20 protein-coding genes are annotated in these 21,282 nt (G+C 69.8%); 18 read left to right on the top strand and 2 right to left on the bottom strand.

Annotated features, from left to right (window positions below):
• The 3 genes from OPU66_RS12880 to erpA all read left to right on the top strand — a co-directional run.
• Nucleotides 1-716 (top strand): ferritin-like domain-containing protein (locus OPU66_RS12880; protein WP_498554055.1); only part of this gene is annotated, 716 nt, incomplete at its 5' end.
• Nucleotides 717-863: 147 nt separating this feature from the next.
• On the top strand, nucleotides 864-1,595 hold the full coding sequence (locus tag OPU66_RS12885) for a M23 family metallopeptidase (protein ID WP_498554056.1): 732 nt from the start codon (nucleotides 864-866) through the stop codon (nucleotides 1,593-1,595).
• An 83-nt stretch (nucleotides 1,596-1,678) separates the two neighbouring features.
• On the top strand, nucleotides 1,679-2,008 hold the full coding sequence (gene erpA / locus OPU66_RS12890) for an iron-sulfur cluster insertion protein ErpA (protein WP_498554057.1): 330 nt from the start codon (nucleotides 1,679-1,681) through the stop codon (nucleotides 2,006-2,008).
• Between the two features lie 106 nt (nucleotides 2,009-2,114).
• On the opposite strand, the gene purL is transcribed toward erpA, so the two are convergent.
• Together purL and OPU66_RS12900 are read right to left on the bottom strand one after the other, a co-directional pair.
• Nucleotides 2,115-4,328 carry a phosphoribosylformylglycinamidine synthase subunit PurL gene (purL, locus tag OPU66_RS12895; RefSeq protein ID WP_498554058.1) on the bottom strand — a complete coding sequence of 738 codons (2,214 nt, stop codon included), beginning with the start codon at nucleotides 4,326-4,328 and terminating at the stop codon, nucleotides 2,115-2,117.
• A gap of 10 nt (nucleotides 4,329-4,338) precedes the next feature.
• Complete coding sequence (locus OPU66_RS12900) at nucleotides 4,339-4,887, bottom strand: DNA-deoxyinosine glycosylase (RefSeq protein ID WP_498554059.1); 549 nt, start codon at nucleotides 4,885-4,887, stop codon at nucleotides 4,339-4,341.
• Nucleotides 4,888-4,963: 76 nt separating this feature from the next.
• On the opposite strand from OPU66_RS12900, the gene OPU66_RS12905 reads away from it, so the two are divergent.
• From OPU66_RS12905 to OPU66_RS12975, 15 genes are all read left to right on the top strand, one after another.
• Nucleotides 4,964-5,953: a cysteine synthase A gene (locus OPU66_RS12905; protein WP_498554060.1), complete on the top strand. Its 990-nt coding sequence runs from the start codon at nucleotides 4,964-4,966 to the stop codon at nucleotides 5,951-5,953.
• A gap of 69 nt (nucleotides 5,954-6,022) precedes the next feature.
• Nucleotides 6,023-6,361 carry a hypothetical protein gene (locus tag OPU66_RS12910; RefSeq protein WP_498554061.1) on the top strand — a complete coding sequence of 113 codons (339 nt, stop codon included), beginning with the start codon at nucleotides 6,023-6,025 and terminating at the stop codon, nucleotides 6,359-6,361.
• Nucleotides 6,362-6,662: 301 nt separating this feature from the next.
• Nucleotides 6,663-7,124 carry a division/cell wall cluster transcriptional repressor MraZ gene (locus tag OPU66_RS12915; RefSeq protein ID WP_498554063.1) on the top strand — a complete coding sequence of 154 codons (462 nt, stop codon included), beginning with the start codon at nucleotides 6,663-6,665 and terminating at the stop codon, nucleotides 7,122-7,124.
• Entirely contained in the window at nucleotides 7,121-8,107 is a 987-nt protein-coding gene (rsmH, locus tag OPU66_RS12920) for a 16S rRNA (cytosine(1402)-N(4))-methyltransferase RsmH (RefSeq protein ID WP_498554064.1), read from the top strand. Before OPU66_RS12915 ends, rsmH begins: the two co-directional genes overlap by 4 nt.
• Nucleotides 8,104-8,730, top strand: coding sequence for a hypothetical protein (locus OPU66_RS12925; RefSeq protein WP_498554065.1), 627 nt, complete (start codon nucleotides 8,104-8,106; stop codon nucleotides 8,728-8,730). The genes rsmH and OPU66_RS12925 overlap by 4 nt, the downstream gene beginning before the upstream one ends.
• A complete protein-coding gene (locus OPU66_RS12930; RefSeq protein WP_498554066.1) occupies nucleotides 8,727-10,451 on the top strand; it encodes a peptidoglycan D,D-transpeptidase FtsI family protein in 1,725 nt (574 codons plus the stop codon). Before OPU66_RS12925 ends, OPU66_RS12930 begins: the two co-directional genes overlap by 4 nt.
• A 3-nt stretch (nucleotides 10,452-10,454) precedes the next feature.
• Complete coding sequence (locus OPU66_RS12935) at nucleotides 10,455-11,873, top strand: UDP-N-acetylmuramoyl-L-alanyl-D-glutamate--2,6-diaminopimelate ligase (protein ID WP_498554068.1); 1,419 nt, start codon at nucleotides 10,455-10,457, stop codon at nucleotides 11,871-11,873.
• The gene (locus OPU66_RS12940) at nucleotides 11,870-13,267 is read left to right on the top strand and encodes a UDP-N-acetylmuramoyl-tripeptide--D-alanyl-D-alanine ligase (RefSeq protein ID WP_498554069.1); all 1,398 of its coding nucleotides are present in this window, start codon (nucleotides 11,870-11,872) and stop codon (nucleotides 13,265-13,267) included. Before OPU66_RS12935 ends, OPU66_RS12940 begins: the two co-directional genes overlap by 4 nt.
• A 5-nt stretch (nucleotides 13,268-13,272) precedes the next feature.
• A complete protein-coding gene (gene mraY, locus OPU66_RS12945; protein WP_498554070.1) occupies nucleotides 13,273-14,343 on the top strand; it encodes a phospho-N-acetylmuramoyl-pentapeptide-transferase in 1,071 nt (356 codons plus the stop codon).
• Complete coding sequence (gene murD, locus OPU66_RS12950; protein WP_498554071.1) at nucleotides 14,340-15,623, top strand: UDP-N-acetylmuramoyl-L-alanine--D-glutamate ligase; 1,284 nt, start codon at nucleotides 14,340-14,342, stop codon at nucleotides 15,621-15,623. Before mraY ends, murD begins: the two co-directional genes overlap by 4 nt.
• Nucleotides 15,620-16,825: an FtsW/RodA/SpoVE family cell cycle protein gene (locus OPU66_RS12955; protein ID WP_498554072.1), complete on the top strand. Its 1,206-nt coding sequence runs from the start codon at nucleotides 15,620-15,622 to the stop codon at nucleotides 16,823-16,825. The genes murD and OPU66_RS12955 overlap by 4 nt, the downstream gene beginning before the upstream one ends.
• A complete protein-coding gene (gene murG / locus OPU66_RS12960; RefSeq protein WP_498554073.1) occupies nucleotides 16,822-17,949 on the top strand; it encodes an undecaprenyldiphospho-muramoylpentapeptide beta-N-acetylglucosaminyltransferase in 1,128 nt (375 codons plus the stop codon). The genes OPU66_RS12955 and murG overlap by 4 nt, the downstream gene beginning before the upstream one ends.
• The gene (gene murC / locus OPU66_RS12965; protein ID WP_498554074.1) at nucleotides 17,946-19,352 is read left to right on the top strand and encodes a UDP-N-acetylmuramate--L-alanine ligase; all 1,407 of its coding nucleotides are present in this window, start codon (nucleotides 17,946-17,948) and stop codon (nucleotides 19,350-19,352) included. The genes murG and murC overlap by 4 nt, the downstream gene beginning before the upstream one ends.
• On the top strand, nucleotides 19,349-20,245 hold the full coding sequence (gene murB, locus OPU66_RS12970) for a UDP-N-acetylmuramate dehydrogenase (protein ID WP_498554076.1): 897 nt from the start codon (nucleotides 19,349-19,351) through the stop codon (nucleotides 20,243-20,245). The genes murC and murB overlap by 4 nt, the downstream gene beginning before the upstream one ends.
• Entirely contained in the window at nucleotides 20,242-21,174 is a 933-nt protein-coding gene (locus OPU66_RS12975; RefSeq protein ID WP_498554077.1) for a D-alanine--D-alanine ligase, read from the top strand. The genes murB and OPU66_RS12975 overlap by 4 nt, the downstream gene beginning before the upstream one ends.
• Nucleotides 21,175-21,282 lie beyond the last annotated feature (108 nt).

The following is a 21,282-nucleotide window of genomic DNA, read 5'->3' on the forward strand; positions in this document are numbered from 1 at the left end:
CGGCGGCACGGGCATGGCGGCTGGGGCGTATCGCGCACGGCTTTGCAACGCCGATGCCCGACCGGCCCGCCCGCCCGGCGCGGCCCGAGCTGCTGCCGCCCGCGCGCATGCCCAAGCGCGGGCGCATGGGATCGGATGCTTCGCGCGTGGCGATGATCCATGCGCTGGCGCATATCGAGTTCGTCGCCATCGATCTGGCGTTCGACCTGATCGGCCGGTTCGGCGCGCTGTTCCCGCGCGCATTCGTCGACGACTGGATGCAGGTGGGCGCGGAAGAGGCGATGCATTTCGCGCTGCTCGACCGGCGGCTCGGCCAGCTCGGCGCGCGCTATGGCGACCTGCCGGCGCATGACGGGCTGTGGCAGGCGGCCACCGCCACTGCCGCCGATCCGCTCGCCCGGCTGGCCGTCGTGCCGATGGTGCTGGAGGCGCGCGGGCTGGATGTCACGCCCGCTACCATCGCCCGCTTCGACGCGCTTGGCGACCATGCAACCACACGGATTCTCACGCGAATCCTGAACGATGAAGTCCGCCATGTCGGGGCCGGCAGCCGCTGGTTTAAATGGGGGTGCGAATCGCGCGGGCTCGACCCCGCGCCGCATTGGCGGCATCTGGTTGCCACGCATTTTCGCGGGGTCGTTAAGCCACCGTTCAACGACTCGGCGCGCGCCGAGGCCGGTCTGCCCCGCGACTATTATGCGGTAGCTTGTCATTAACCCTGCGACCCCAGACAACCCCGATCGACCGCAGCGGGGGGAGACCGCGACGGTCATTCACGGGTCCGGACGGGCGAATGTCCGCCGGCTCCAAAGTCCGGCAACGCCCTTGGGGTGAGTGTCGGGCGCAGGGTCGCTGGGGTTTGGATGCGCTTGTTCGTGAACGACAATCATGGCTGGATGCGCCTGTGGGCCGTGTGCGCCCGCAGCGTCGCCACCGCCACCCGGCTCCCGGTTCTTGCCGCCGCCCTGATCCTTGGCAGCCTGACGCTGGGCACCGCCCCCGTCGCCGCCGATCCGGGCCGCGCCGATGCGATGTCGGCCAAGGCCGATCCCCAGTTCCGCGCGCTGTTCATGACGTGGAAGCGGCTCGATCAGGCCGAACATGGCGTGATGTCGGTGCCGTCGATCAAGCCGGTCGATACGCTCACCCTGACGTCGTTCTTCGGCGTCCGCGCCGATCCGTTCCGTGGCACCGCCGCGATGCATGCCGGGGTCGACATTCCCGGCCCGGTCGGCACGCCCATCTATGCCACCGCCGACGGCATTGTCGGCCGTGCCGGCTGGTATGGCGGCTATGGCAATCTCGTCGAACTGGAACATGGCCAGGGGCTTCAGACCCGTTACGGCCATTTGTCGCGCATCATGGTCGCGCCGGGCGCGCGGGTGAAGCGCGGCGATGTGATCGCGCTGATGGGCTCGACCGGTCGGTCGACCGGCAGCCATCTGCATTATGAAGTGCGGATGGACGGCCGCGCGGTCGATCCGATGCCCTATCTCGATACCGAACGCTATGCGGTGGCGATGCGCCAGCGCGTCAATGCGATGACCGCACGGCTTGCGCAGGGCGGTCCCGAGGAACTCGGCAGCGCCGACTGACGCTTAACCGGGTGCGCCGGCTTTCCGCGCCGCGCGCGATCCGCTGGTTGTCGCGCGTGGCGTGATCCCCTAGATAATCGGACATGACCGATCCGATTCAACTGACCCCGTCAGCGGCCGCGCGCGTCGCCGCCATCGCCCAGCGTCAGGGCAAGCCCGCGATCCTGCGCCTGTCGGTCGAAGGCGGGGGCTGTTCGGGGTTCCAGTATCGCTATGGCCTGGCCGAGACGGTCGATGCCGATGATGTGCGCGTCGATACCGACGGGGTGGCGCTGGTCGTCGATCCGGTCAGCCTTGATCTGGTGCGCGGATCGGCGGTCGATTTCGTCGAGGATCTGGGCGGCGCGGCGTTCCGCATCGTCAACCCCAATGCCGCTTCGGGCTGTGGCTGCGGCGCAAGCTTCTCGGTCTGACCGGCGGAGCGGCCGCTTGCGGGGCCGCCCCTGCCATGATGCTCCAGACCTTTGATTTGCAGCACTTTCCGGGTCGCCGGGTCATTCAACCCGGCTTGAAAATGCTTTAGCCGGCCTGACCCATCAGCGCCGGGAAGAACCCCTCATGCGCGGCGCGCAGCTCATCGAGCGTGATCGCGCAGTCGCGGTCCGGGCGCTCGAAAATGATCCGCGACCGGATGGTGCGGCCAAGCGGCTCGACCGGCACGCCGGCGGCATCGGCCGTCGCCAGAAACTCGATCAGCGCGCCGTCCTCGACAGTCACGATATACAGCCCCTGATCCTCGCCGAAGAAGGAGCGCGCACAGTCGAACGGCTGGGGCTTGTCGATGATCGCGCCGATGCCGCTGGCCAGCGCCATTTCGGCGATGGCGACCGCGATGCCGCCATCCGACACGTCATGCGCGGCGGTGACATGGCCATGCTCGATCGCCGCGCGCACCAGTTCGCCCGCGCGGCGTTCGGCGGCCAGATCGACCGGCGGCGGCGGGCCGTCCTCGCGGCCATGGATTTCGCGCAGCCACAGCGACTGGCCGAGATGGCCCGAACGTTCGCCGACGACGAGGATGATGTCGCCCACGCCCTTGAACGCAATGGTCATCGACCGCGACCAGTCATCGAGCAGGCCGACCGCGCCGATCGCCGGCGTCGGCAGGATCGCGCTGCCCGAGCCGTCGTCATTCTTGGTTTCGTTGTAGAGCGAGACATTGCCCGACACGATCGGCATGTCGAGTGCGGCGCACGCCTCGGCCATCCCCTCGATGCAGCCGACAAACTGGCCCATGATCTCGGGCCGCTGCGGGTTGCCGAAGTTCATGCAGTCGGTGGTGGCAAGCGGCCGCGCGCCGACCGCGCACAGGTTGCGGAACGCCTCGGCAATCGCCTGCCGGCCACCCATCACCGGATCGGCAAAGCAGTAGCGCGGCGTGCAGTCGGTGGTGATCGCCAGCCCCTTGGCGGTGCCGTGGACGCGCACGACCGCCGCGTCGCCCCCGGGGCGCTGCACGGTGTCGGCCCCGACCATATGGTCATATTGTTCCCAGATCCATCGCCGGCTGGCGAGGTCGGGCGAGGCGAGCAGCGCCTTCAGCTCGCCGGTGATGTCGACGCTTTCCGGCACATTGGCGAGCGGCGCGCGCGGCGGCGTCGGCACGTGCGGCCGGTCATAGACCGGGGCGTCGTCGCCGAGCGGGCCGAGCGGAATGTCGGCCGCGGTCGCGCCCTGCCATTTCAGCACCAGCCGGCCGGTGTCGGTGATCCGACCGATGACCGCGAAATCCAGTTCCCATTTGCGGAAAATCGCCTCCGCCTCGGCCTCGCGGCCGGGCTTGAGCACCATCAGCATCCGCTCCTGGCTTTCCGACAGCATCATTTCATAGGGCGTCATGCCGGTTTCGCGGCACGGCACCGTATCCATGTCCAGCTCGATGCCGACGCCGCCCTTGGAGGCCATTTCGACCGAGGAGGAGGTGAGGCCCGCCGCGCCCATGTCCTGAATGGCGACGATGGCGTCCGACGCCATCAGCTCGAGGCACGCCTCGATCAGCAGCTTTTCGGTGAACGGATCGCCGACCTGCACGGTCGGGCGCTTTTCCTCCGAATCCTCGGAGAAATCGGCCGAGGCCATGGTCGCGCCATGAATGCCGTCGCGCCCGGTCTTGGAGCCGACATAAACGACCGGATTGCCGATGCCGGCGGCGGCCGAATAGAAAATCCGGTCGGTGCGCGCGACGCCGACCGTCATCGCGTTGACCAGAATGTTGCCGTCATAGGCGGGGTGGAAGTTTACCTCGCCGCCCACAGTCGGCACGCCGACGCAATTGCCATAGCCGCCAATGCCGTGGACGACGCCGGCGATCAGGTGGCGCATCTTGGGATGGTCGGGCCGGCCGAACCGCAGCGCGTTCATATTGGCCACCGGCCGCGCGCCCATGGTGAACACGTCGCGCAAAATGCCGCCCACGCCCGTCGCTGCGCCCTGATACGGCTCGATATAGGACGGGTGGTTGTGGCTCTCCATCTTGAAGATCGCCGCCAGCCCGTCGCCAATGTCGATCACACCGGCATTCTCGCCCGGGCCCTGGATCACCCAGGGGGCCTTGGTCGGCAGCTTCTTCAGATGGATGCGCGAGGATTTGTAGGAGCAATGCTCAGACCACATCACCGAGAAAATGCCGAGTTCGGTCAGGTTCGGCTCCCGGCCGAGCGCGGTCAGGACGCGCTGATATTCATCAGGAGACAGGCCGTGTTCGGCGACGGTTTCGGGCGTGATCGCGGACATGCCCGGCCCTTTAGCGATGTGCTTCGGCTTCGTCACCCCGCCCGTTGCCACCGGCTGGACTGGCAGGCGGCGCGGCAAGGCCGGCAATCACCGCCCAGCGGTCGCGTTTTGCCGGGTAGGGCAGGGCCGCATAGGCCGGGCTGGACGATGGCAGGTCGATCAGCCGCAGATGCAGCACCCCCGCCAGCCGCGCGCGGCCGATCCGCGCGGCGGTCGCGCCGTTGAACGCGACAGCGGCCAGCCGGGGCAGGGTGCGGCACAGCGCGGCCAGATCATTGGCGCTCGCCGCCCGGATCGCGGCATCAAGGCTGCCGGGGCGGTCGGCATCGGCGATCACGTCCCACAGCCCGACGCCGCGTGCGCGCAGAGCCGCCAGCCGCGCGTCATAATCGAGCGCGACCAGATCGACGCCCAGCGCTTCCCCCGCCAGCCGCCAGAACAGGTTGCGCGGATGCGCATAATAGCGCCCCGCCGCCAGCGACGCGCGCCCCGGCAGGCTGCCGAGCAGCAGCAGCCGCGTGTGCGGATCGACGACCGGGGGAAAACAGGCGGCGCGCATCGCGCGCAATGTCGGCTTGGCCGCGCCCAAGACAAGCCCGCTTGCCCTGATGCGGTGCGCTGCCTAGGTCTGGGCCATGATCCGTTCCGACACCCTTGCCCTGATCGGCAACACCCCGCTGGTGCGGCTCGCCGGGCCGAGCGCGGCCACGGGCTGCGACATTTACGGCAAATGCGAGTTCTACAATCCCGGCGCGTCGGTGAAGGACCGGGCGGCGCTGGGCATCATCGAAGATGCCGAGGCGCGCGGGCTGATCGGGCCGGGCGGCACGATTGTCGAGGGGACGGCGGGCAATACCGGCATCGGGCTGGCGCTGGTCGGCAATGCCAAGGGCTATAAGACCATCATCGTCATGCCCGAGACGCAGAGCCGGGAGAAGATGGACACGCTGCGCGCGCTGGGGGCGGAGCTGGTGCTGGTGCCCGCCGCACCCTATGCCAGCCCGCAGCATTTCGTCCACACCTCGCGCCGCATCGCCGAGGAAACGCCCGGCGCCTTCTGGGCCAATCAGTTCGACAATGTCGCCAACCGCCATGTCCATATCCGCACGACGGCGGAGGAAATCTGGGAGCAGATGGGCGGGCAGATTGACGGCTTTACCTGCGCGGTCGGCACCGGCGGGACGCTGGCCGGCGTCGGCATGGGGCTGAAGGCGCATGACCCGGCGGTGACGATCGCGCTCACCGATCCGCATGGCGCGGCCCTGTTCAGCTATTATGAGTGCGGCGAGCTGAAGGCCGAGGGCAGTTCGGTCGCCGAAGGCATCGGCCAGGGGCGGATCACCGCCAATCTGGACGGCGCGCCGATCGACATGCAGTTCCGCATTTCCGATGCCGAGGGGCTGGCGCTGGTGCACGAGCTGCTGCGCGACGAGGGGCTGTGCCTCGGGCTGTCGTCGGGCATCAACGTGGCGGGCGCGATGGCGCTCGCCCGCCGGCTCGGGCCGGGCAAGCGCATCGTGACCATCCTGTGCGACACCGGCTTCCGCTATCTGTCGACGCTGCACAATCCGGAATGGCTGGCGGCCAAGGGGCTGGCGGTGCCCGGCTGGCGGCAGCAGGGCTGATTCGCCCCCGATTCGCCCCGCCTGACCAAGCGGCTTTCACTTTGCCGCCGAACGCGTTACCCTGTGCCGATGCCTGAAGACACGCAGGTCCGCATGCAGCGCGTGCGCGTCGGCCTGACCGGCCTGGCCGCCGTGCTGCTGATTGTCGCGGTTTCGACCGCGATTTTCGAATCCGCCAAGGTCCGGCCCGAAGCCGGTCCGGTGGCGGCGGAAGACGTGCGCTCCGGCCAGGCGGTCGCCAACATGATGGCCAATGTCACCGCCGCGCCCAGCGAGCCGCTGGCCGAAATCGGCGTCACCCCGGCTGCGCCCGCGACCCAGGATCAGGCCGCTGCCCCCGCCGGCACACCGCCCGCTGCCGGCGCTGCGCCTGCCGCCGCGCCCGCGCCCGCCCAGCCGGCGCGCTGACCCGCATTTTCCCGCGCCACCCCGCAGCCCGACCATGAACAGGTGAAGAACATGCGCCCGGACTCTGTCCATCCGGCCCGATCATTGCGGCAATTACGGGGCTTTTGCCCGTAAAATCCCGTGAAAACCCGTTGTCTCCCGTAAGTGCCCAAGCTATGACTCGGCGCATTACGTGGGGCGATTCCTGCTTGGAATGATCGTGACCGGCTGAGCGAGGCATGCGCTTTTCCGGGCGGTCCGCTGTGCGCCCCGCGCGGGAAGACAGGCGTTGGGCGAGCGAGAGGCCTTTAACGGGTTTGCGATGACCGCGATCGACGGCAAGGGCCGCGTCGCGATCCCCGCCGCCATGCGCGCCGTGATCGAAAAGAATGTCGAGCGTCTGGGCGGCGAGCAGCGCACCGTCATCATCGGCCTGCACCCCAAGGATCCGTGCCTGATCGGCTATGACCCCGCCTGGCTGAAGCTGGCCCATGCCCGGATCGAGCGCGCCGCCGACGAGGCGGGGGACGAGATCGATTTCAACCTTGCCCGCCGCCGGCTGGGCCTGACCGAAAGCGCCGGCTTCGACGCCAGCGGGCGGTTCATCCTGCCCGATTTCTACGCGATGAAGGGCCGGCTGCTGCCCGGCACCGACGCGGTGTTCCAGGGGGCTGGCAATTTCTTCGAAATCTGGAACCCCGATGTGCTGCTGGCGACGCCGGGCATTGACGAGACGGTCAAGGAACTCGTCGCCTTCACCCGCGCCAAGCGGGGCGCGAAATGACCGCCCCCGCCCCCGCTGCCACCCGCGCGCCGCATGTGCCGGTGCTGCTGGACGAGGTGCTGGCCGGGCTGGCGATCCTGCCGGGCGAATGCCATGTCGACGGCACGTTCGGCGCGGGCGGCTATAGCCGCGCGATGATGGCCGCGGGCGCGCGGGTGATCGCGTTCGACCGCGATCCCGATGCCGTCGCCGCCGGCCGCGCGCTCGAAGCCGACAGTGCCGGGCAGCTGGTGCTGGTCCCGCGCCGTTTTTCCGAACTGGCGGCGGCGCTGGCCGAACTGGGGCAGGGGCCGGTTGCCGGAGTCACGCTCGACATCGGCGTGTCGTCGATGCAGCTCGACCGGCCCGAGCGCGGCTTTTCCGTGCAGGCGGACGGGCCGCTCGACATGCGGATGGAGCAGGACGGCACCAGCGCGGCCGACTGGCTCAACCATGCCGACGAGGCGGAGATTGCCGACATCATCTACCGCTATGGCGAGGAGCGCCGGTCGCGGCGCATCGCCCGCGCCATCGTGCAGGCGCGGCCGCTGACGCGCACGGCCGAGCTGGCGGCGGCGGTGCGGCGCGCGGTCGGCTTTGTCGCCGGGCGCGACAAGGATCCCGCGGTGCAGGTGTTCCAGGCGATCCGCATCCATCTCAACCGCGAACTCGACGAGCTGGAAGACGGGCTGCGCGCCGCCGAACAGGTGCTGGCCCCGGGCGGGCGGCTGGCGGTCGTCACCTTTCACAGCCTTGAAGACCGGATCGTGAAGGCGTTTCTGCGCGACCGCAGCGGGGCTGCGCCCGCCGGGTCGCGCCATCTGCCCGCCGCCGGTCAGGCCCGCGCGCCCAGCTTCGAGGCGGTCGCCCGCCCGGTGCGGCCGGGCGCGGCCGAACTCGCCGCCAATCCGCGCGCCCGCTCCGCCACGCTGCGGGTCGCGCGCCGCACTGCCGCCGCCCCCTGGGGCGCATCTTCCGCCCCGACCAAAGAGGCACGAGCATGATCGCCCATCGTCTGCGTCCGATCGGCTGGGTTGCCGGCGTCGCCACCGCGACGCTCGGCTTTTATCTGGTCTCGCTGCAGGTCGCGACCGAGCGGGCGGCGCTCGAGCGGGTCGAGCGGCGCATCGCGGTCGCGCGCCGTGACATCCGCCGGCTGGAAACCGAGTTCGCCGCGCGCGCGAGCCTGCGCCAGCTTGAGCAATATAATGGCGAGGTGCTGGCGCTCGCCGCGCCGCGCGCCCAGCAATATCTGACCAGCGACGTGCAGCTGGTCGCGTTCGATCCGCGCGCGCTCGACGGCGCGCTGCCGCCGCCGGGGCAGGTCGCGCTCGCTCGTGCCGAGGCGCCCGCTGCCGCGCCTGCGCCGGCCGATCCTGCACCTGCGCGTCCAAGCTTCAAGCCGGCGATTGTCGAGGATGCCGCGCGCGACGATGCGCCGGTGGTGCCGGCGGCGCGCCGCGTCGCGCCGCTTCAGGCGGTGGCCTATACCGCGCCCGCGCGCGTCGCGACCGGCCGGGCGACGCCCGCCCGCATCCCGGCGGTCGAGAAGGTCGCGATGCTCGATGATTCGACGCTGGGCGAACTGGCGCGCCGCGCGGCCAAAGAGGCGAAAGCCAAACGGTGACGGGAGCGGCGGCAACCCCCCGGGCGGCGTCCGCAGCGACGCGGCCGCGCGCCGCCGCGACCCCGCCGGGCGGCCAGCCCGCGCCCGATCGCCGCGCCGTGCAGGCGACCGTTCATGCGCGGCTGATGCTGCTGATGCTGCTGTTCATCGCGGCGGTCGCGATCATCGGCCTGCGCATCCTGTGGCTGGGCATTGCCGGGGGCGGCGGCGGGGCCGGCGGCGCGGTGGCGACGGCGGCGCGCGGCGACATTTATGACCGCAATGGCGTGCCGCTGGCGCAGACCATCGATGCCTGGTCGATCGGCGTCCATCCCGCGCGGCTGATCAGCGACCGCGCGGAACTGGCCCGGCGGCTGGCGCAGCTTATGCCCGAACGCAGCGCCGCCGACTATCTGCGCATCCTGAACTCGGGCCGGCGCTTCACCTATCTGCGCCGCCGTGCCGCGCCCGAACTGGTCGCAGCGGTCAATGCGCTGGGCGATCCGGGCCTCGCCTTTGCGCGCGAGCCCGACCGGCTCTATCCGCAAGGCGCGCTTGCCAGCCATGTCCTCGGCTATGCCGATATCGAAGGGCGCGGCGTCGCCGGGATCGAGCGGGTGTTCGATGCCGAACTGCGCGCGCGGCGCAGCGTCACCTTGTCGATCGACCGGCGCGTGCAGCAGGCGCTTGAATCCGAACTGGGGGCGGCGATGGCCCGGTTCAGCGCCATCGGCGCGGCGGGCGTGGTGATGGACATTCACAGCGGCGAGGTGCTGGCGCTGACCTCGCTGCCCGAACTCAATCCCAACCGGCCCGGCAAGAGCGCGGTCGATGCCGGGTTCAATCGCGCGACGCTGGGCGTTTACGAGCTTGGGTCGACGTTCAAGCCGTTCACCGTCGCCATGGCGATGGATCTGGGCGTGGTGCGCAGCCTGGGGCAGCTCTATCAATGCCCCAAGGCGCTGAAGGCCGGGCGTTTCCGCATCACCGACACCCATCCGTTCGGCCGCGCCTGTTCGGTTGCCGAGATCATGCAGGAAAGCTCCAACATCGGCACCGCGCAGATCGCCGAGCAGATCGGCGGCGGGCGGCAGAAGGAGTTTCTGCGCCGGATGCATTTCCTGCGCCCGGTCGCGATCGAGCTGAAGGAACAGGGCCGGCCGCTGACGCCTGGGGCGAACTGGGGCGATATCTCGACGATGACCGTCGGCTATGGCCATGGCATTGCGGTGTCGCCGCTGCATCTGGCGACCGGCTATGCGACTTTGTTCAATGGCGGGCTGTGGCGGCCGGCAACGGTCGTCAAGCGCGGCCCGGCCAATCCGGTGCCGGCGGGCGAGCGGGTGTTCAGCGCCGACACGTCCTACAAGATGCGCGCGCTGCTGCGCCTTGTCGTCACGCACGGCACGGGCAGCAAGGCCGATGCGCCGGGCTACCGCGTCGGCGGGAAGACCGGGACCGCGGAGAAGATCGTCGGCGGCCGTTACACCGGGGCGGCGGTCGTCACCACCTTTGCGGGCGTTTTCCCGATGGACGCACCCCGCTATGTGGTCGTTGCCATGCTTGATGATCCCAAGGCCACCAAGGAAACATTTGGCTTCCACACCGCCGGCTGGAATGTCGCGCCCGTCGTGTCGGGCGTGGTCAGCCGCATCGGCCCGATGCTGGGCGTGATCCCCGATCCGGCGCGCGAGGCCAATCTGGGCGAGGTGCTGCCCTTCATCCGTCCGAAGGGGCACTGAACCATGCGTCTGGGCGAACTGGCCGGCATCGCGTCTGAGGCCGAGGTGACGGGCTTTGCCATCGATCACCGCAAGGTCGCGCCGGGCACGGTGTTCGGGGCCTTTGCCGGCGCGCGCGCCAATGGCGAGGATTTCATCCCCGCCGCCATCGCCGCCGGCGCGGTCGCCGTGGTCGCCCGGCCCGAGGCGCGGGTGGAGGGCGCGGTGCATATCGCCGATGCCGATCCGCGCCGGGCGTTCGCGCTGCTCGCCGCGCGCTATTTCGCGCCCTATCCCGACACTGCTGTCGCCGTGACCGGCACCAATGGCAAGACGAGCACGGTCGAACTGACCCGGCAGCTGTGGCGGCTGGCCGGGCACAGCGCGGCGTCGATCGGCACGCTGGGCGTCACGACCGCGCATGATCAGGTGGTGACCGGCCTGACCACGCCCGACATCGTCACCTTCCTGTCGAACGTCGCCGGGCTGCGGCGCGAGGGGGTCAGCCATCTGGCGTTCGAGGCGTCGAGCCACGGCCTCGACCAGCACCGCACCGAAGGCCTGCCGGTCGCCGCGGTCGGCTTCACCAATCTCAGCCGCGATCATCTCGACTATCACGGCACGATGGAGGCCTATTTCGCCGCCAAGCTGCGCCTGTTCACCGAGGTGGTGAGCGATGGTGGCAAGGCGGTGATCTGGGCCGATGACGATCCCTGGTCGGGCCGGGTGGTCGCGGCCGCCCGTGCGCGCGGGCTGGACGTGCTGACCGTCGGCATGGCGGGCGAGACGCTGAAGCTGATCGAGCGCACGCCGACCCGGCTGGGGCAGGCGCTGACGGTTGCTGTGGGCGGCGTCAGCCACAAGGTCGTGCTGCCGCTGATCGGGGCCTATCAGGCGGCCAATGCGCTCGTCGCCGCCGGGCTGGTGGTTGCAACCGGCGGCGATCCGGCGACAACCTTGGCCCATCTGGCGCGGGTGACGCCGGTGCGCGGGCGGCTGGAGCGCGCGGCGATCACGCGGGCGGGGGCGCCCGTCTATGTCGATTATGCCCATACGCCCGATGCGCTGGTCGCCGCGATTGCAGCGCTGCGTCCGCATACGGGATCGCGGCTGATCCTCGTCTTTGGCGCGGGCGGCGACCGCGATCAGGGCAAGCGCCCCGAAATGGGCCGGGTGGCGGTGGCCGGGGCCGATCATGTGATCGTGACCGACGACAATCCGCGCAGCGAGGATCCGGCGGCGATCCGCCGCGCGGTGCTGGACGGCGCGGCGGGCGCGCAGGAAATAGGCGACCGGCGCGCGGCGATTGCGGCGGCGGTGGCGATGGCCGCGCCCGAGGATGTCGTGCTGGTCGCCGGCAAGGGCCATGAACAAGGACAGATTGTGAAGGACCGGGTGCTGCCGTTCGACGATGTCAGCGTGGCGCGCGAGTGCGCGGCATGACGCTGTGGCGCGCTGACGAGATTGCCGCCGCGACCGGCGGGACCGCTTCGGCCGATTTTGCCGTTGGCGGCGTCGCGTTCGACAGCCGCGAGGTCGGCCCCGGCGATCTGTTTGTCGCCCTGCCCGGCGAGAGCAGCGATGGCCACCGCTTTGTCGATCAGGCGGCGGCGCAGGGCGCGGCGGGGATGATCGTCGCCCGTCCGGTCGATTACCCGCATGTGCGGGTTGCCGACACCCATCAGGCGCTGGCGGCGCTGGGCCGGGCGGCGCGGGCGCGGGCCGAGGCGGTGTCGGGCGCGCGCATCATCGGCGTCACCGGATCGGTCGGCAAGACCGGGACCAAGGAAGCGATCTTCCGCGCGCTCGACCGGCCGGCGCCGGGCCGCGCCCATCGCTCGCTCAAAAGCTACAACAACCATGTCGGCGTGCCGCTCAGCCTTGCGCGGATGCCGGCAGCGACGCGGTTCGGCGTGTTCGAAATGGGCATGAACCATGCGCAGGAAATCGCCGCGCTGACCCGCATGGTGCGCCCGCATGTCGCCGTCATCACCGCGATTGCGCCCGCGCATATCGAAAATCTCGGCTCGATCGAGAACATCGCCCGCGCCAAGGCGGAAATCTTCGAAGGGCTGGAGCCGGGGGGCACCGCGATCATCCCGTTCGACACGCCGCAGCGCGACATTCTGATCGATGCCGCCACCGCCTGCGGTGCGCGGATCGTGACGTTTGGGCTGGGGGGCGGGGCCGATGTCCGCGCGCTCGACCGGGTGCCGGCGCATGGCGGCGGCACGCTGATTACCGTGCAGATGCCCGAGGCGAGCCTGTGCCTCACCGTCGCGCAACCCGGCGAACATTGGGTGTCGAACGCGCTGGCCGTGCTGGCGGCGGTCGCGGCGGCGGGCGGCGATCTGGGCGTGGCGGGGCTGGCGCTTGCCGAACTGCCGGGCATGGCCGGGCGCGGCGCGCGGCTGGATATCGAGGTGCCGGGCGGCACCGCGCTGATCATCGATGAAAGCTACAACGCCAATCCGGCGTCGATGCGCGCGACGCTGGGCGTGCTCGCCGCCGAGCCGGCGACGCGGCGGATCGCGGTGCTGGGCGCGATGCGCGAACTGGGCGAGGATGGCCCGCGCTTCCACGCCGAACTGTCCGCGCCGGTGGCCGAGGCGGGGATCGATCTGGCGGTGCTGGTCGGCCCGGAAATGGCCCCGCTCGCCGATGCGCTTGGCGGGCGCGTCGCGTTCGTCCATGTGGCCGATGCCGATGCCGCCGAAGCGGCGCTGGCCGGGCGGATCGCGCCCGGCGACGTGCTGCTGGTCAAGGCGTCCAACTCGGTCGGGCTGGGCCGGCTGGTCGCCCGGCTGGGCGCGACCGCGGGCAAGGGGGGGGAATAGGGACGATGCTGTATCTGATCGCCGAACAGCTGGGCTTTCCCGGCGTCCTCAACCTCATCCGCTATCTCAGCTTCCGCACCGGCGGGGCGGTGGCGACCGCGCTGCTGATCGGGCTGATCATCGGGCCGCGCTTCATCGGCTGGCTGCGCGTGCGCCAGGGCAAGGGGCAGCCGATCCGCGCCGACGGGCCGCAGACCCATCTGGCCAAGCGCGGCACCCCGACGATGGGCGGGCTGATGATCCTGACCGCGCTCACCGTGTCGCTGCTGCTGTGGATGGACCTGTCCAACTCCTATGTCTGGGCGGTGCTGGCGGTTACGCTCGGCTTCGGGCTGATCGGGTTCCTCGATGATTATGACAAGGTCCGCAAGGCAAGCACCGCTGGGGTGTCGGGGCGGATGCGGCTGGTGCTGGAGTTCGCGATCGCCGGCTTTGCCGCTTGGATCATCGTGCGCCAGAATGGCGGGCTGCTCTATCTGCCGTTCCTCAGCAAGCCGGTTGCCGATCTCGGCATGTTCTACATCGTCTTCGCCGCCTTCACGATCGTCGCCTTCGGCAATGCGGTCAACCTGACCGACGGGCTGGACGGGCTGGCATCGATGCCGGTGATCATCGCCTCGGTCGCGTTCATGATCATCGTCTATCTGGCCGGCAATGCGAAGTTCGCCGCTTATCTGGGCATCCCCCATGTGCCGGGCGCGGGCGATCTGGCGATCATGTGCGGCGCGATCGTGGGCGCGGTGCTGGCATTTCTGTGGTTCAACGCGCCGCCCGCTGCCGTGTTCATGGGCGACACCGGCAGCCTGGCGCTGGGCGGGGCGCTGGGCGCGCTATCGGTCGTCGCGCACCATGAAATCGTGCTCGGCATCATCGGCGGGCTGTTCGTGGTCGAGGCGCTGAGCGTCATCATCCAGGTGTTCTTCTTCAAGCGCACCGGCAAGCGCGTGTTCAAGATGGCGCCCATTCACCATCATTTCGAACAGCTGGGGTGGAGCGAGCCGACGGTGGTGATCCGGTTCTGGATCATTGCGCTGGTGCTGGCACTCGCCGGCCTGTCGACGCTCAAGATCCGGTGATCACCAGCCCGGCCTGGCGCGGCGGACGCTATCATGTGCTGGGGCTGGCGCGCTCCGGCCTGGCGGCGGTCGCGGCGCTCAAGGCCGCCGGGGCCGAGGTGACGGCGTGGGACGCGCATGAGGCGGCACGCGGCGCGGTGCCGCCGGGCGTCGCGCTCGCCGATCCGCTGACGCTCGACCTGACCGGCTGGGCCGGGGTGGTCGCGTCGCCGGGCATTCCGGTCAACACCCATGCCATCACCGCCCATGCCGCGCGCACGGCCACGCCGCTGATCGGCGATATCGAACTGTTCGCGCAGGCGCGTGGCCAGCTGCCGCCGCACCGCGTGGTCGGCATCACCGGCACCAACGGCAAATCGACGACGACCGCGCTGATCCACCATCTGCTGGCGCAGGCGGGCGTGCCGGCGCTGCTGGGCGGCAATATCGGCCTGCCGATCCTGGGCCAGACGCCCTTGCCCGCGGGCGGCGTCTATGTGCTCGAACTGTCGAGTTTCCAGATCGACCTGACCCACAGCCTCGACTGCGATGTCGCGGTGCTGACCAACATCACCCCCGACCATCTCGATCGCTATCCCGATTTTGCCGCCTATGCCGCCGCCAAGGAAAGGCTGTTCGCGATGCAGGGCGACGGGCGCACCGCGGTGATCGCCGCCGATGATCCGCAGACCCGCGCCATCGCCGCGCGGCTGCCGCGCGCGACGGTCGTGCATGCGGGCAACGCTGCCGCGATTGGCGACCAGAGCCGCTGGCCGGCGCTGGCCGGGCCGCACAATGCCCAGAATGTCGCGGTCGCGGTCGCCGCGGTCCGCGCGCTCGGGCTTGACGATGCGGCGATTGCGCGCGGGCTTGCGTCCTATCCCGGCCTGCCGCACCGGATGGAGCGGGTGGCAGAGCGCGACGGTGTGCTGTTCGTCAATGACAGCAAAGCGACCAACCCGGCTTCGACCGCGCCTGCGCTGGCCGCCTATCCGCGCATCCGCTGGATCCTGGGCGGGCTGGCCAAGACGCCGGACCTTGATGCCTGCGCCCCCCATTTCGGCCATGTCCGCCATGCCTATACCATCGGCGCGGCGGGGCCGGGTTATGCACAGATTTTGGCACCGCACATGCCAGTCCGGGAATGCGGAACGCTTGCCGACGCGGTAAGGCAGGCAGCACGGGACGCGGAGCCCGGCGATGTCGTGCTGCTGTCGCCGGCCTGTGCCTCGTTCGACCAGTTCCGTGATTTCGAGGCGCGCGGCGCGGCGTTCCGCGCGGCAGTGGAGGCATTGAAGTGAGGCAGGCGACGCTCGGCCAGCGGACGCGCAAAAAGCAGGTGGCGCGGCTCGGCCGTGCCGACCAGTCGGCGCTTGGCCGCTGGTTCTGGGAGATTGACCGGCTGCTGCTGATGCTGCTGACCGTGCTGATCTCGATCGGCTTGCTCGCCGTCGCGGCGGCCGCGCCGGCGGCGGCGCAGCGTTATTCGGGCAATGGCGTCACCGTGGCGGCGCTGCATTATTTCTGGCGGCAGCTGGCCTGGGTGGTGCTGAGCGTGCCGGTGATGCTCGGCATTTCGATGTTGCCCAAGGTCACGGCGCGGCGGCTGGCGCTCGCGGGGGCGGGGTTTTTCCTGCTGATGCTGGCGCTCGTGCCGCTGATCGGGGTCGAGGTGAATGGCGCGCGGCGCTGGATCGGCGTCGGGCTGGGCCAGTTCCAGCCGTCGGAGTTTCTGAAGCCCCTGTTTGTCGTGGCGCTCGCCTGGCTGCTGTCGCTCAAGCAGCAGGACAACACCCTGCCGGTCGCGAAGATTTCGGCGGTGCTGTTTGCCGCCGTCGCCGTCATGCTGATGAAGCAGCCCGATCTGGGGCAGACGGTGGTGTTCGCCGCGATCTGGATGACGCTGCTGCTGCTGTCCGGCGTGTCGGGGCGGATCATCGGCGGGCTGGTCGGCGTCGGCTTTGTCGGCATCATCGCCGCCTATCTGTTCTATCCGGTCGCCACCAACCGCATCAACAACTTCATCTACGGCGAAGGCGACACCTATCAGGTCGACAAGGCGCATGCGACGATCACCGGCGGTGGCTTTTTCGGCACCGGGCCGGGGGCGGGCGAGGCCAAATTCCAGCTGCCCGAAGCGCATACCGACTATATCTTTTCGGTGATCGGCGAGGAATTCGGGCTGATCGCCTGCCTCGCCATCGCGGTCGTCTATCTCGCCATCGTCGTGCGCGTGCTGCTGAAACTGCTCGACGAGGATGATCTGTTCACCCTGCTCGCCGCCGCCGGGCTGGCGACCCAGTTCGGGGTGCAGGCGATCATCAACATGGCGGTCAATCTGCAACTCGCGCCGTCAAAGGGGATGACGCTGCCGCTGATCAGCTATGGCGGCTCGTCGATGCTGGCGCTCGCGCTCGGCATGGGGCTGCTGCTCGTCTTCACCCGGCGCAACCCCTATCTGAAGCGTTCGCCCTATGTCGTCACCTGGCGGGGGCAGGCATGACCGGGCCGGAGCTGAACGTGCCGCCGATGCGCTTTGTCCTCGCCGCCGGGGGCACTGGCGGGCATATGACGCCGGCTCAGGCGCTTGCCGAAGTGCTGATGGCGCGCGGGCATGAGGTCGCGCTGATCACCGATGAACGCGGCGCGCGCATTCCCGGCCTGTTCGACGGCGTCGCCACCCATGTGCTGCCCGCCGGGCGGCTGGCGGGCGGGCCGCTCGGCTGGCTGCGCGCCGGGCGCTCCATCCTGGCGGGGCGGGCGATGGCGGTCGCGCTTTACCGCGCGATCCAGCCAGCGGCCGTGATCGGCTTTGGCGGCTATCCGGCGCTGCCCAGCCTGATCGCCGCGCTCGGCCGCCGCATCCCGACGGTGATCCACGAACAGAATGCGGTGCTCGGCCGGGTCAACCGGCTGCTCGCCCGCCGCGTCGATGCCATTGCCACCGCCTATCCCGATGTGTCGCGCCTGCCCGCCGATCTGGCCGAGCGCACCCATCTGGTCGGCAATCCGGTGCGCGCCGAGGTGCTGGCGCTGCGCGACCGGCCCTATCCGCCGCTTGATGCCGAGGGGGTGTTCCGCATCCTCGTGACCGGCGGCAGCCAGGGGGCGACCATCCTGTCGGATGTCGTGCCCGAAGGGCTGGGGATGCTGCCGCCGGGGCTGCGCCGCCGGTTGCAGGTGACGCAGCAATGCCGCAGCGAGGATATCGACCGGGTGCGCGCGCGTTATGGCGAACTCGGCATTCCGGCGGATCTTGCCACCTATATGCCCGATCTGCCCGAACGGCTGGGCTGGGCGCATCTGGTGATCGCGCGCGCCGGGGCGTCGACCGTTGCCGAGCTGACCGCGGCGGGGCGGCCCGCGATCCTGGTGCCGCTGCCCGGCGCTACCGACGATCATCAGACGCACAATGTCCGCGAACTGGTCGCGGCGGGCGGGGCGCGGGCGATTGCGCAGACGCGCTTCACCGCCGTCGAACTTGCCAAGCAGATGCAGAAACTGGGGCTGGAGCCGCAGGCGCTTGAAAATGCCGCGCGGCGTGCGCGTGGCTGCGGCCGCCCCCATGCCGCCGAGGATCTGGCCGATCTGGTCGAAAGCCTTGGCGCTCAGGGACGGGAATCATGAAGGGCATCGGCACCGATATCGGCACCATCCATTTCGTCGGCATCGGCGGCATCGGCATGTCGGGCATCGCCGAGGTGATGCACAATCTCGGCTACCGCGTGCAGGGATCCGACGTCGCCGAAGGCTATGCGATCGAAAACCTCCGCCGCCGCGGCATTCCGGTGATGATCGGCCATGCCGCCGCCAATGTGGAGGGCGTGGCCGTCGTCGTGGTGTCGACCGCGATCCGGCGCGACAATCCCGAAGTCGCTTACGCCTATGAACACCGCATCCCGGTGGTGCGCCGCGCGGAAATGCTTGCCGAGCTGATGCGCCTCAAATCGACGGTCGCGGTCGCGGGCACGCATGGCAAGACGACGACGACCTCGATGGTCGCAGCGCTGCTCGATGCCGGGCATATCGATGCGACCGTCATCAATGGCGGCATCATCAACAGCTATGGCTCCAACGCGCGGCTCGGCACGTCCGACTGGATGGTGGTCGAGGCCGATGAGAGCGATGGCAGCTTCCTGCGGCTCGACGGCACGATTGCGGTCGTCACCAACATCGATCCCGAACATCTCGACCATTATGGCGGGTTCGACGCGATCAAGGATGCATTTGTCGAGTTTGTCGAGAATGTGCCCTTTTACGGCGCGGCGATCCTGTGCCTCGATCATCCCGAGGTGCAGAACATCCTGCCGCGCATCCGCGACCGGCGGGTCGTGACCTATGGCTTTTCCGCCCAGGCCGATGTGCGCGCCAATGCGGTGACGCCCGAGGCCGGGGGCAATCGCTTCGACGTCGCCGTGCGCGACCGTGACGGGCGCAGCCGGGTGATCGCCGATGTGCATCTGCCGATGCCCGGGCGGCACAATGTCCAGAATGCGCTGGCCGCCATCGCGGTCGCGGTCGAGCTGGGGGTGGAGGACGAACAGATCCGCCAGGGCTTTGCCCGGTTCGGCGGGGTCAAGCGTCGCTTCACCCGTGTCGGCGAGGTCGATGGCGCGGCGATCATCGACGATTATGGCCATCACCCGGTCGAGATCCGGGCGGTGCTGGCGGCGGCGCGCGAAACGGCGCGCGGCCGGGTGATCGCCGTGTGCCAGCCGCACCGGTTTTCGCGGCTGCACAGCCTGATGGAAGAGTTCGAAACCGCGTTCAACGATGCCGACTTGGTCTATGTCACCCCGGTCTATGCGGCCGGCGAGACGCCGATGCCGGGCGTCGATGCCGCAGCGCTGGTCCAGGGGCTGAAGGCGCGCGGCCACCGCGCCGCGGCCGAGATTGCCGATGCCGCGGCGCTCGCCCGCGCGCTGGCCGGCACGCTCGGCCCCGGCGATCTGGTCGTGTGTCTGGGGGCGGGCGACATCACCCGCTGGGCGGCCGGGCTGGCCGATGCGATCCGGGCGGAGGTGCGGTGACGGGCCTGTCCCTGCCCCCGGTGCGCGGCAAGCTGACCGCCGATGCGCCGCTGGCCCCGCTGGTCTGGTTCAAGGCCGGGGGCGCGGCCGACTGGCTGTTCGAGCCGGCCGATGCCGAGGATCTGGCCGCGTTCCTTGCCGCGCTCGATCCCGCCGTGCCGGTGATGGCGCTCGGCCTCGGGTCCAACCTGATCGTGCGCGACGGCGGCGTGGCCGGCGTGGTCGTGCGGCTGGGCAAGGCTTTTGCCAGGGTCGAACGCGCCGGGCCGCTGGCGCTGTCGTGCGGCGGCGGGGCGAGCGGTATCCTGGTGTCGTCCACCGCGCGCGATCTCGGCATTGGCGGGATGGAGTTTCTGCGCTCGATCCCCGGCACGGTCGGCGGGTTCGTGCGGATGAACGGCGGCGCTTATGGCCGCGAGGTGCGCGACATCCTGCGTTCGTGCGAGGTCGTGCTGCGCTCGGGCGAGCGGCGGCGGCTCGGCCCCGATGAACTCGCCTTTTCCTATCGCCACAGCGCGCTGCCCGAGGGCGCGATCGTGATCGCGGCGGAGTTTGCCGGGCATGACGCCGCCCCCGCCGACATTCAGGCTGAAATGGACCGGATCGCCGCCGCGCGCGAGGCGTCGCAGCCGCTGCGCTCGCGCACCGGCGGCTCGACCTTCAAGAATCCGCCCGGCGACAAGGCGTGGCGGCTCGTCGATGCCGCCGGCTGCCGGGGCTTGACCCGGGGCGGCGCGCAGGTTTCGGAAAAGCATACCAACTTCCTCATCAATCTTGGGGACGCGACCAGTGCCGATATCGAGGCGCTGGGCGAGGAAGTGCGTGCGCGGGTCCGCGCGCATGCGGGCGTCGAACTGGAATGGGAGATTGCGCGCGTGGGACGGCCGGCATGAGCCTTCACATCCTGGTGCTGATGGGCGGCTGGTCGGCCGAGCGGGCGGTGTCGCTGCTGTCGGGGGCGGGGGTTGCCGATGCGCTTGAGGCGCTGGGCCACCGCGTCACCCGGCTCGACATGGACCGCGATGTCGCGGTGCGGATCGCCGAAGCACGGCCCGATCTGGTGTTCAACGCGCTGCACGGCACGCCGGGCGAGGACGGATCGGTGCAGGGCATGCTCGACCTGATGGGCATTCCCTATACCCATTCGGGGCAGCAGACCTCGGTCATCGCCATCGACAAGCAGCTGACCAAGAATGCGCTGGTCCCCCATGGCATTCCGATGCCCGGCGGGCGGATCGTGACCTCCGAAAGCCTGTTTGCCGGCGATCCGCTGCCGCGCCCCTATGTGCTCAAGCCCGTCAACGAAGGCTCGTCGGTCGGCGTCGCCATCGTGACCGAGGGGGGCAATCACGGCACCCCCATCGCGCGCGATGCGGCCGGGCCGTGGCAGGCGTTCGAGACGCTGCTCGCCGAACCCTTTATTCCGGGACGCGAGCTGACCGTTGCGGTGCTGGGCGACCGCGCGCTGGCGGTGACCGAGCTGCGCCCGCGCACCGGCTTTTACGATTATGACGCCAAATATACCGACGGGCTGACCGAACATGTCTGCCCGGCACAGATCCCCGCCGCCATTGCCGAGCGGGCGATGGCGATTGCGCTGGCCGCCCACCGGCTGCTCGGCTGCCGGGGCGCGTCGCGCGCCGATTTCCGCTGGGACGAGACGCGCGGGGCCGACGGGCTGTTCCTGCTCGAGGTCAATACCCAGCCGGGGATGACGCCGCTCAGCCTGGTGCCCGAACAGGCGCAGGCGGTGGGCATGAGCTATCAGCAGCTGGTCGCCGCCATCGTCGCCGACGCGCTCGGCCACCGGGAGCAGGGCTGATGGCAGAGGCGCGCGCCACCATCCGGCGGGGGGCGGCGGGCTGGTGTCGACCGCGGCCGATTATCACCGTTTCTGCCGGATGCTGCTGGATGGCGGCGCGCTTGACGG

The organism is Sphingomonas sp. URJC2 (assembly GCF_059803575.1).

Excerpts from the sequence above, each read along its gene's own strand:
- OPU66_RS12940 (WP_498554069.1), top strand. The coding sequence starts at position 11,870 with ATGACGCTGTGGCGCGCTGACGAGATTGCCGCCGCGACCGGCGGGACC.
- OPU66_RS12905 (WP_498554060.1), top strand. The coding sequence starts at position 4,964 with ATGATCCGTTCCGACACCCTTGCCCTGATCGGCAACACCCCGCTGGTG.
- murC (WP_498554074.1), top strand. The coding sequence starts at position 17,946 with ATGAAGGGCATCGGCACCGATATCGGCACCATCCATTTCGTCGGCATC.
- OPU66_RS12925 (WP_498554065.1), top strand. The coding sequence starts at position 8,104 with ATGATCGCCCATCGTCTGCGTCCGATCGGCTGGGTTGCCGGCGTCGCC.
- OPU66_RS12885 (WP_498554056.1), top strand. The coding sequence starts at position 864 with ATGCGCTTGTTCGTGAACGACAATCATGGCTGGATGCGCCTGTGGGCC.
- rsmH (WP_498554064.1), top strand. The coding sequence starts at position 7,121 with ATGACCGCCCCCGCCCCCGCTGCCACCCGCGCGCCGCATGTGCCGGTG.
- OPU66_RS12935 (WP_498554068.1), top strand. The coding sequence starts at position 10,455 with ATGCGTCTGGGCGAACTGGCCGGCATCGCGTCTGAGGCCGAGGTGACG.
- purL (WP_498554058.1), bottom strand. The coding sequence starts at position 4,328 with ATGTCCGCGATCACGCCCGAAACCGTCGCCGAACACGGCCTGTCTCCT.
- OPU66_RS12900 (WP_498554059.1), bottom strand. The coding sequence starts at position 4,887 with ATGCGCGCCGCCTGTTTTCCCCCGGTCGTCGATCCGCACACGCGGCTG.
- mraY (WP_498554070.1), top strand. The coding sequence starts at position 13,273 with ATGCTGTATCTGATCGCCGAACAGCTGGGCTTTCCCGGCGTCCTCAAC.
- OPU66_RS12975 (WP_498554077.1), top strand. The coding sequence starts at position 20,242 with ATGAGCCTTCACATCCTGGTGCTGATGGGCGGCTGGTCGGCCGAGCGG.
- OPU66_RS12910 (WP_498554061.1), top strand. The coding sequence starts at position 6,023 with ATGCCTGAAGACACGCAGGTCCGCATGCAGCGCGTGCGCGTCGGCCTG.
- OPU66_RS12915 (WP_498554063.1), top strand. The coding sequence starts at position 6,663 with ATGACCGCGATCGACGGCAAGGGCCGCGTCGCGATCCCCGCCGCCATG.
- murG (WP_498554073.1), top strand. The coding sequence starts at position 16,822 with ATGACCGGGCCGGAGCTGAACGTGCCGCCGATGCGCTTTGTCCTCGCC.
- erpA (WP_498554057.1), top strand. The coding sequence starts at position 1,679 with ATGACCGATCCGATTCAACTGACCCCGTCAGCGGCCGCGCGCGTCGCC.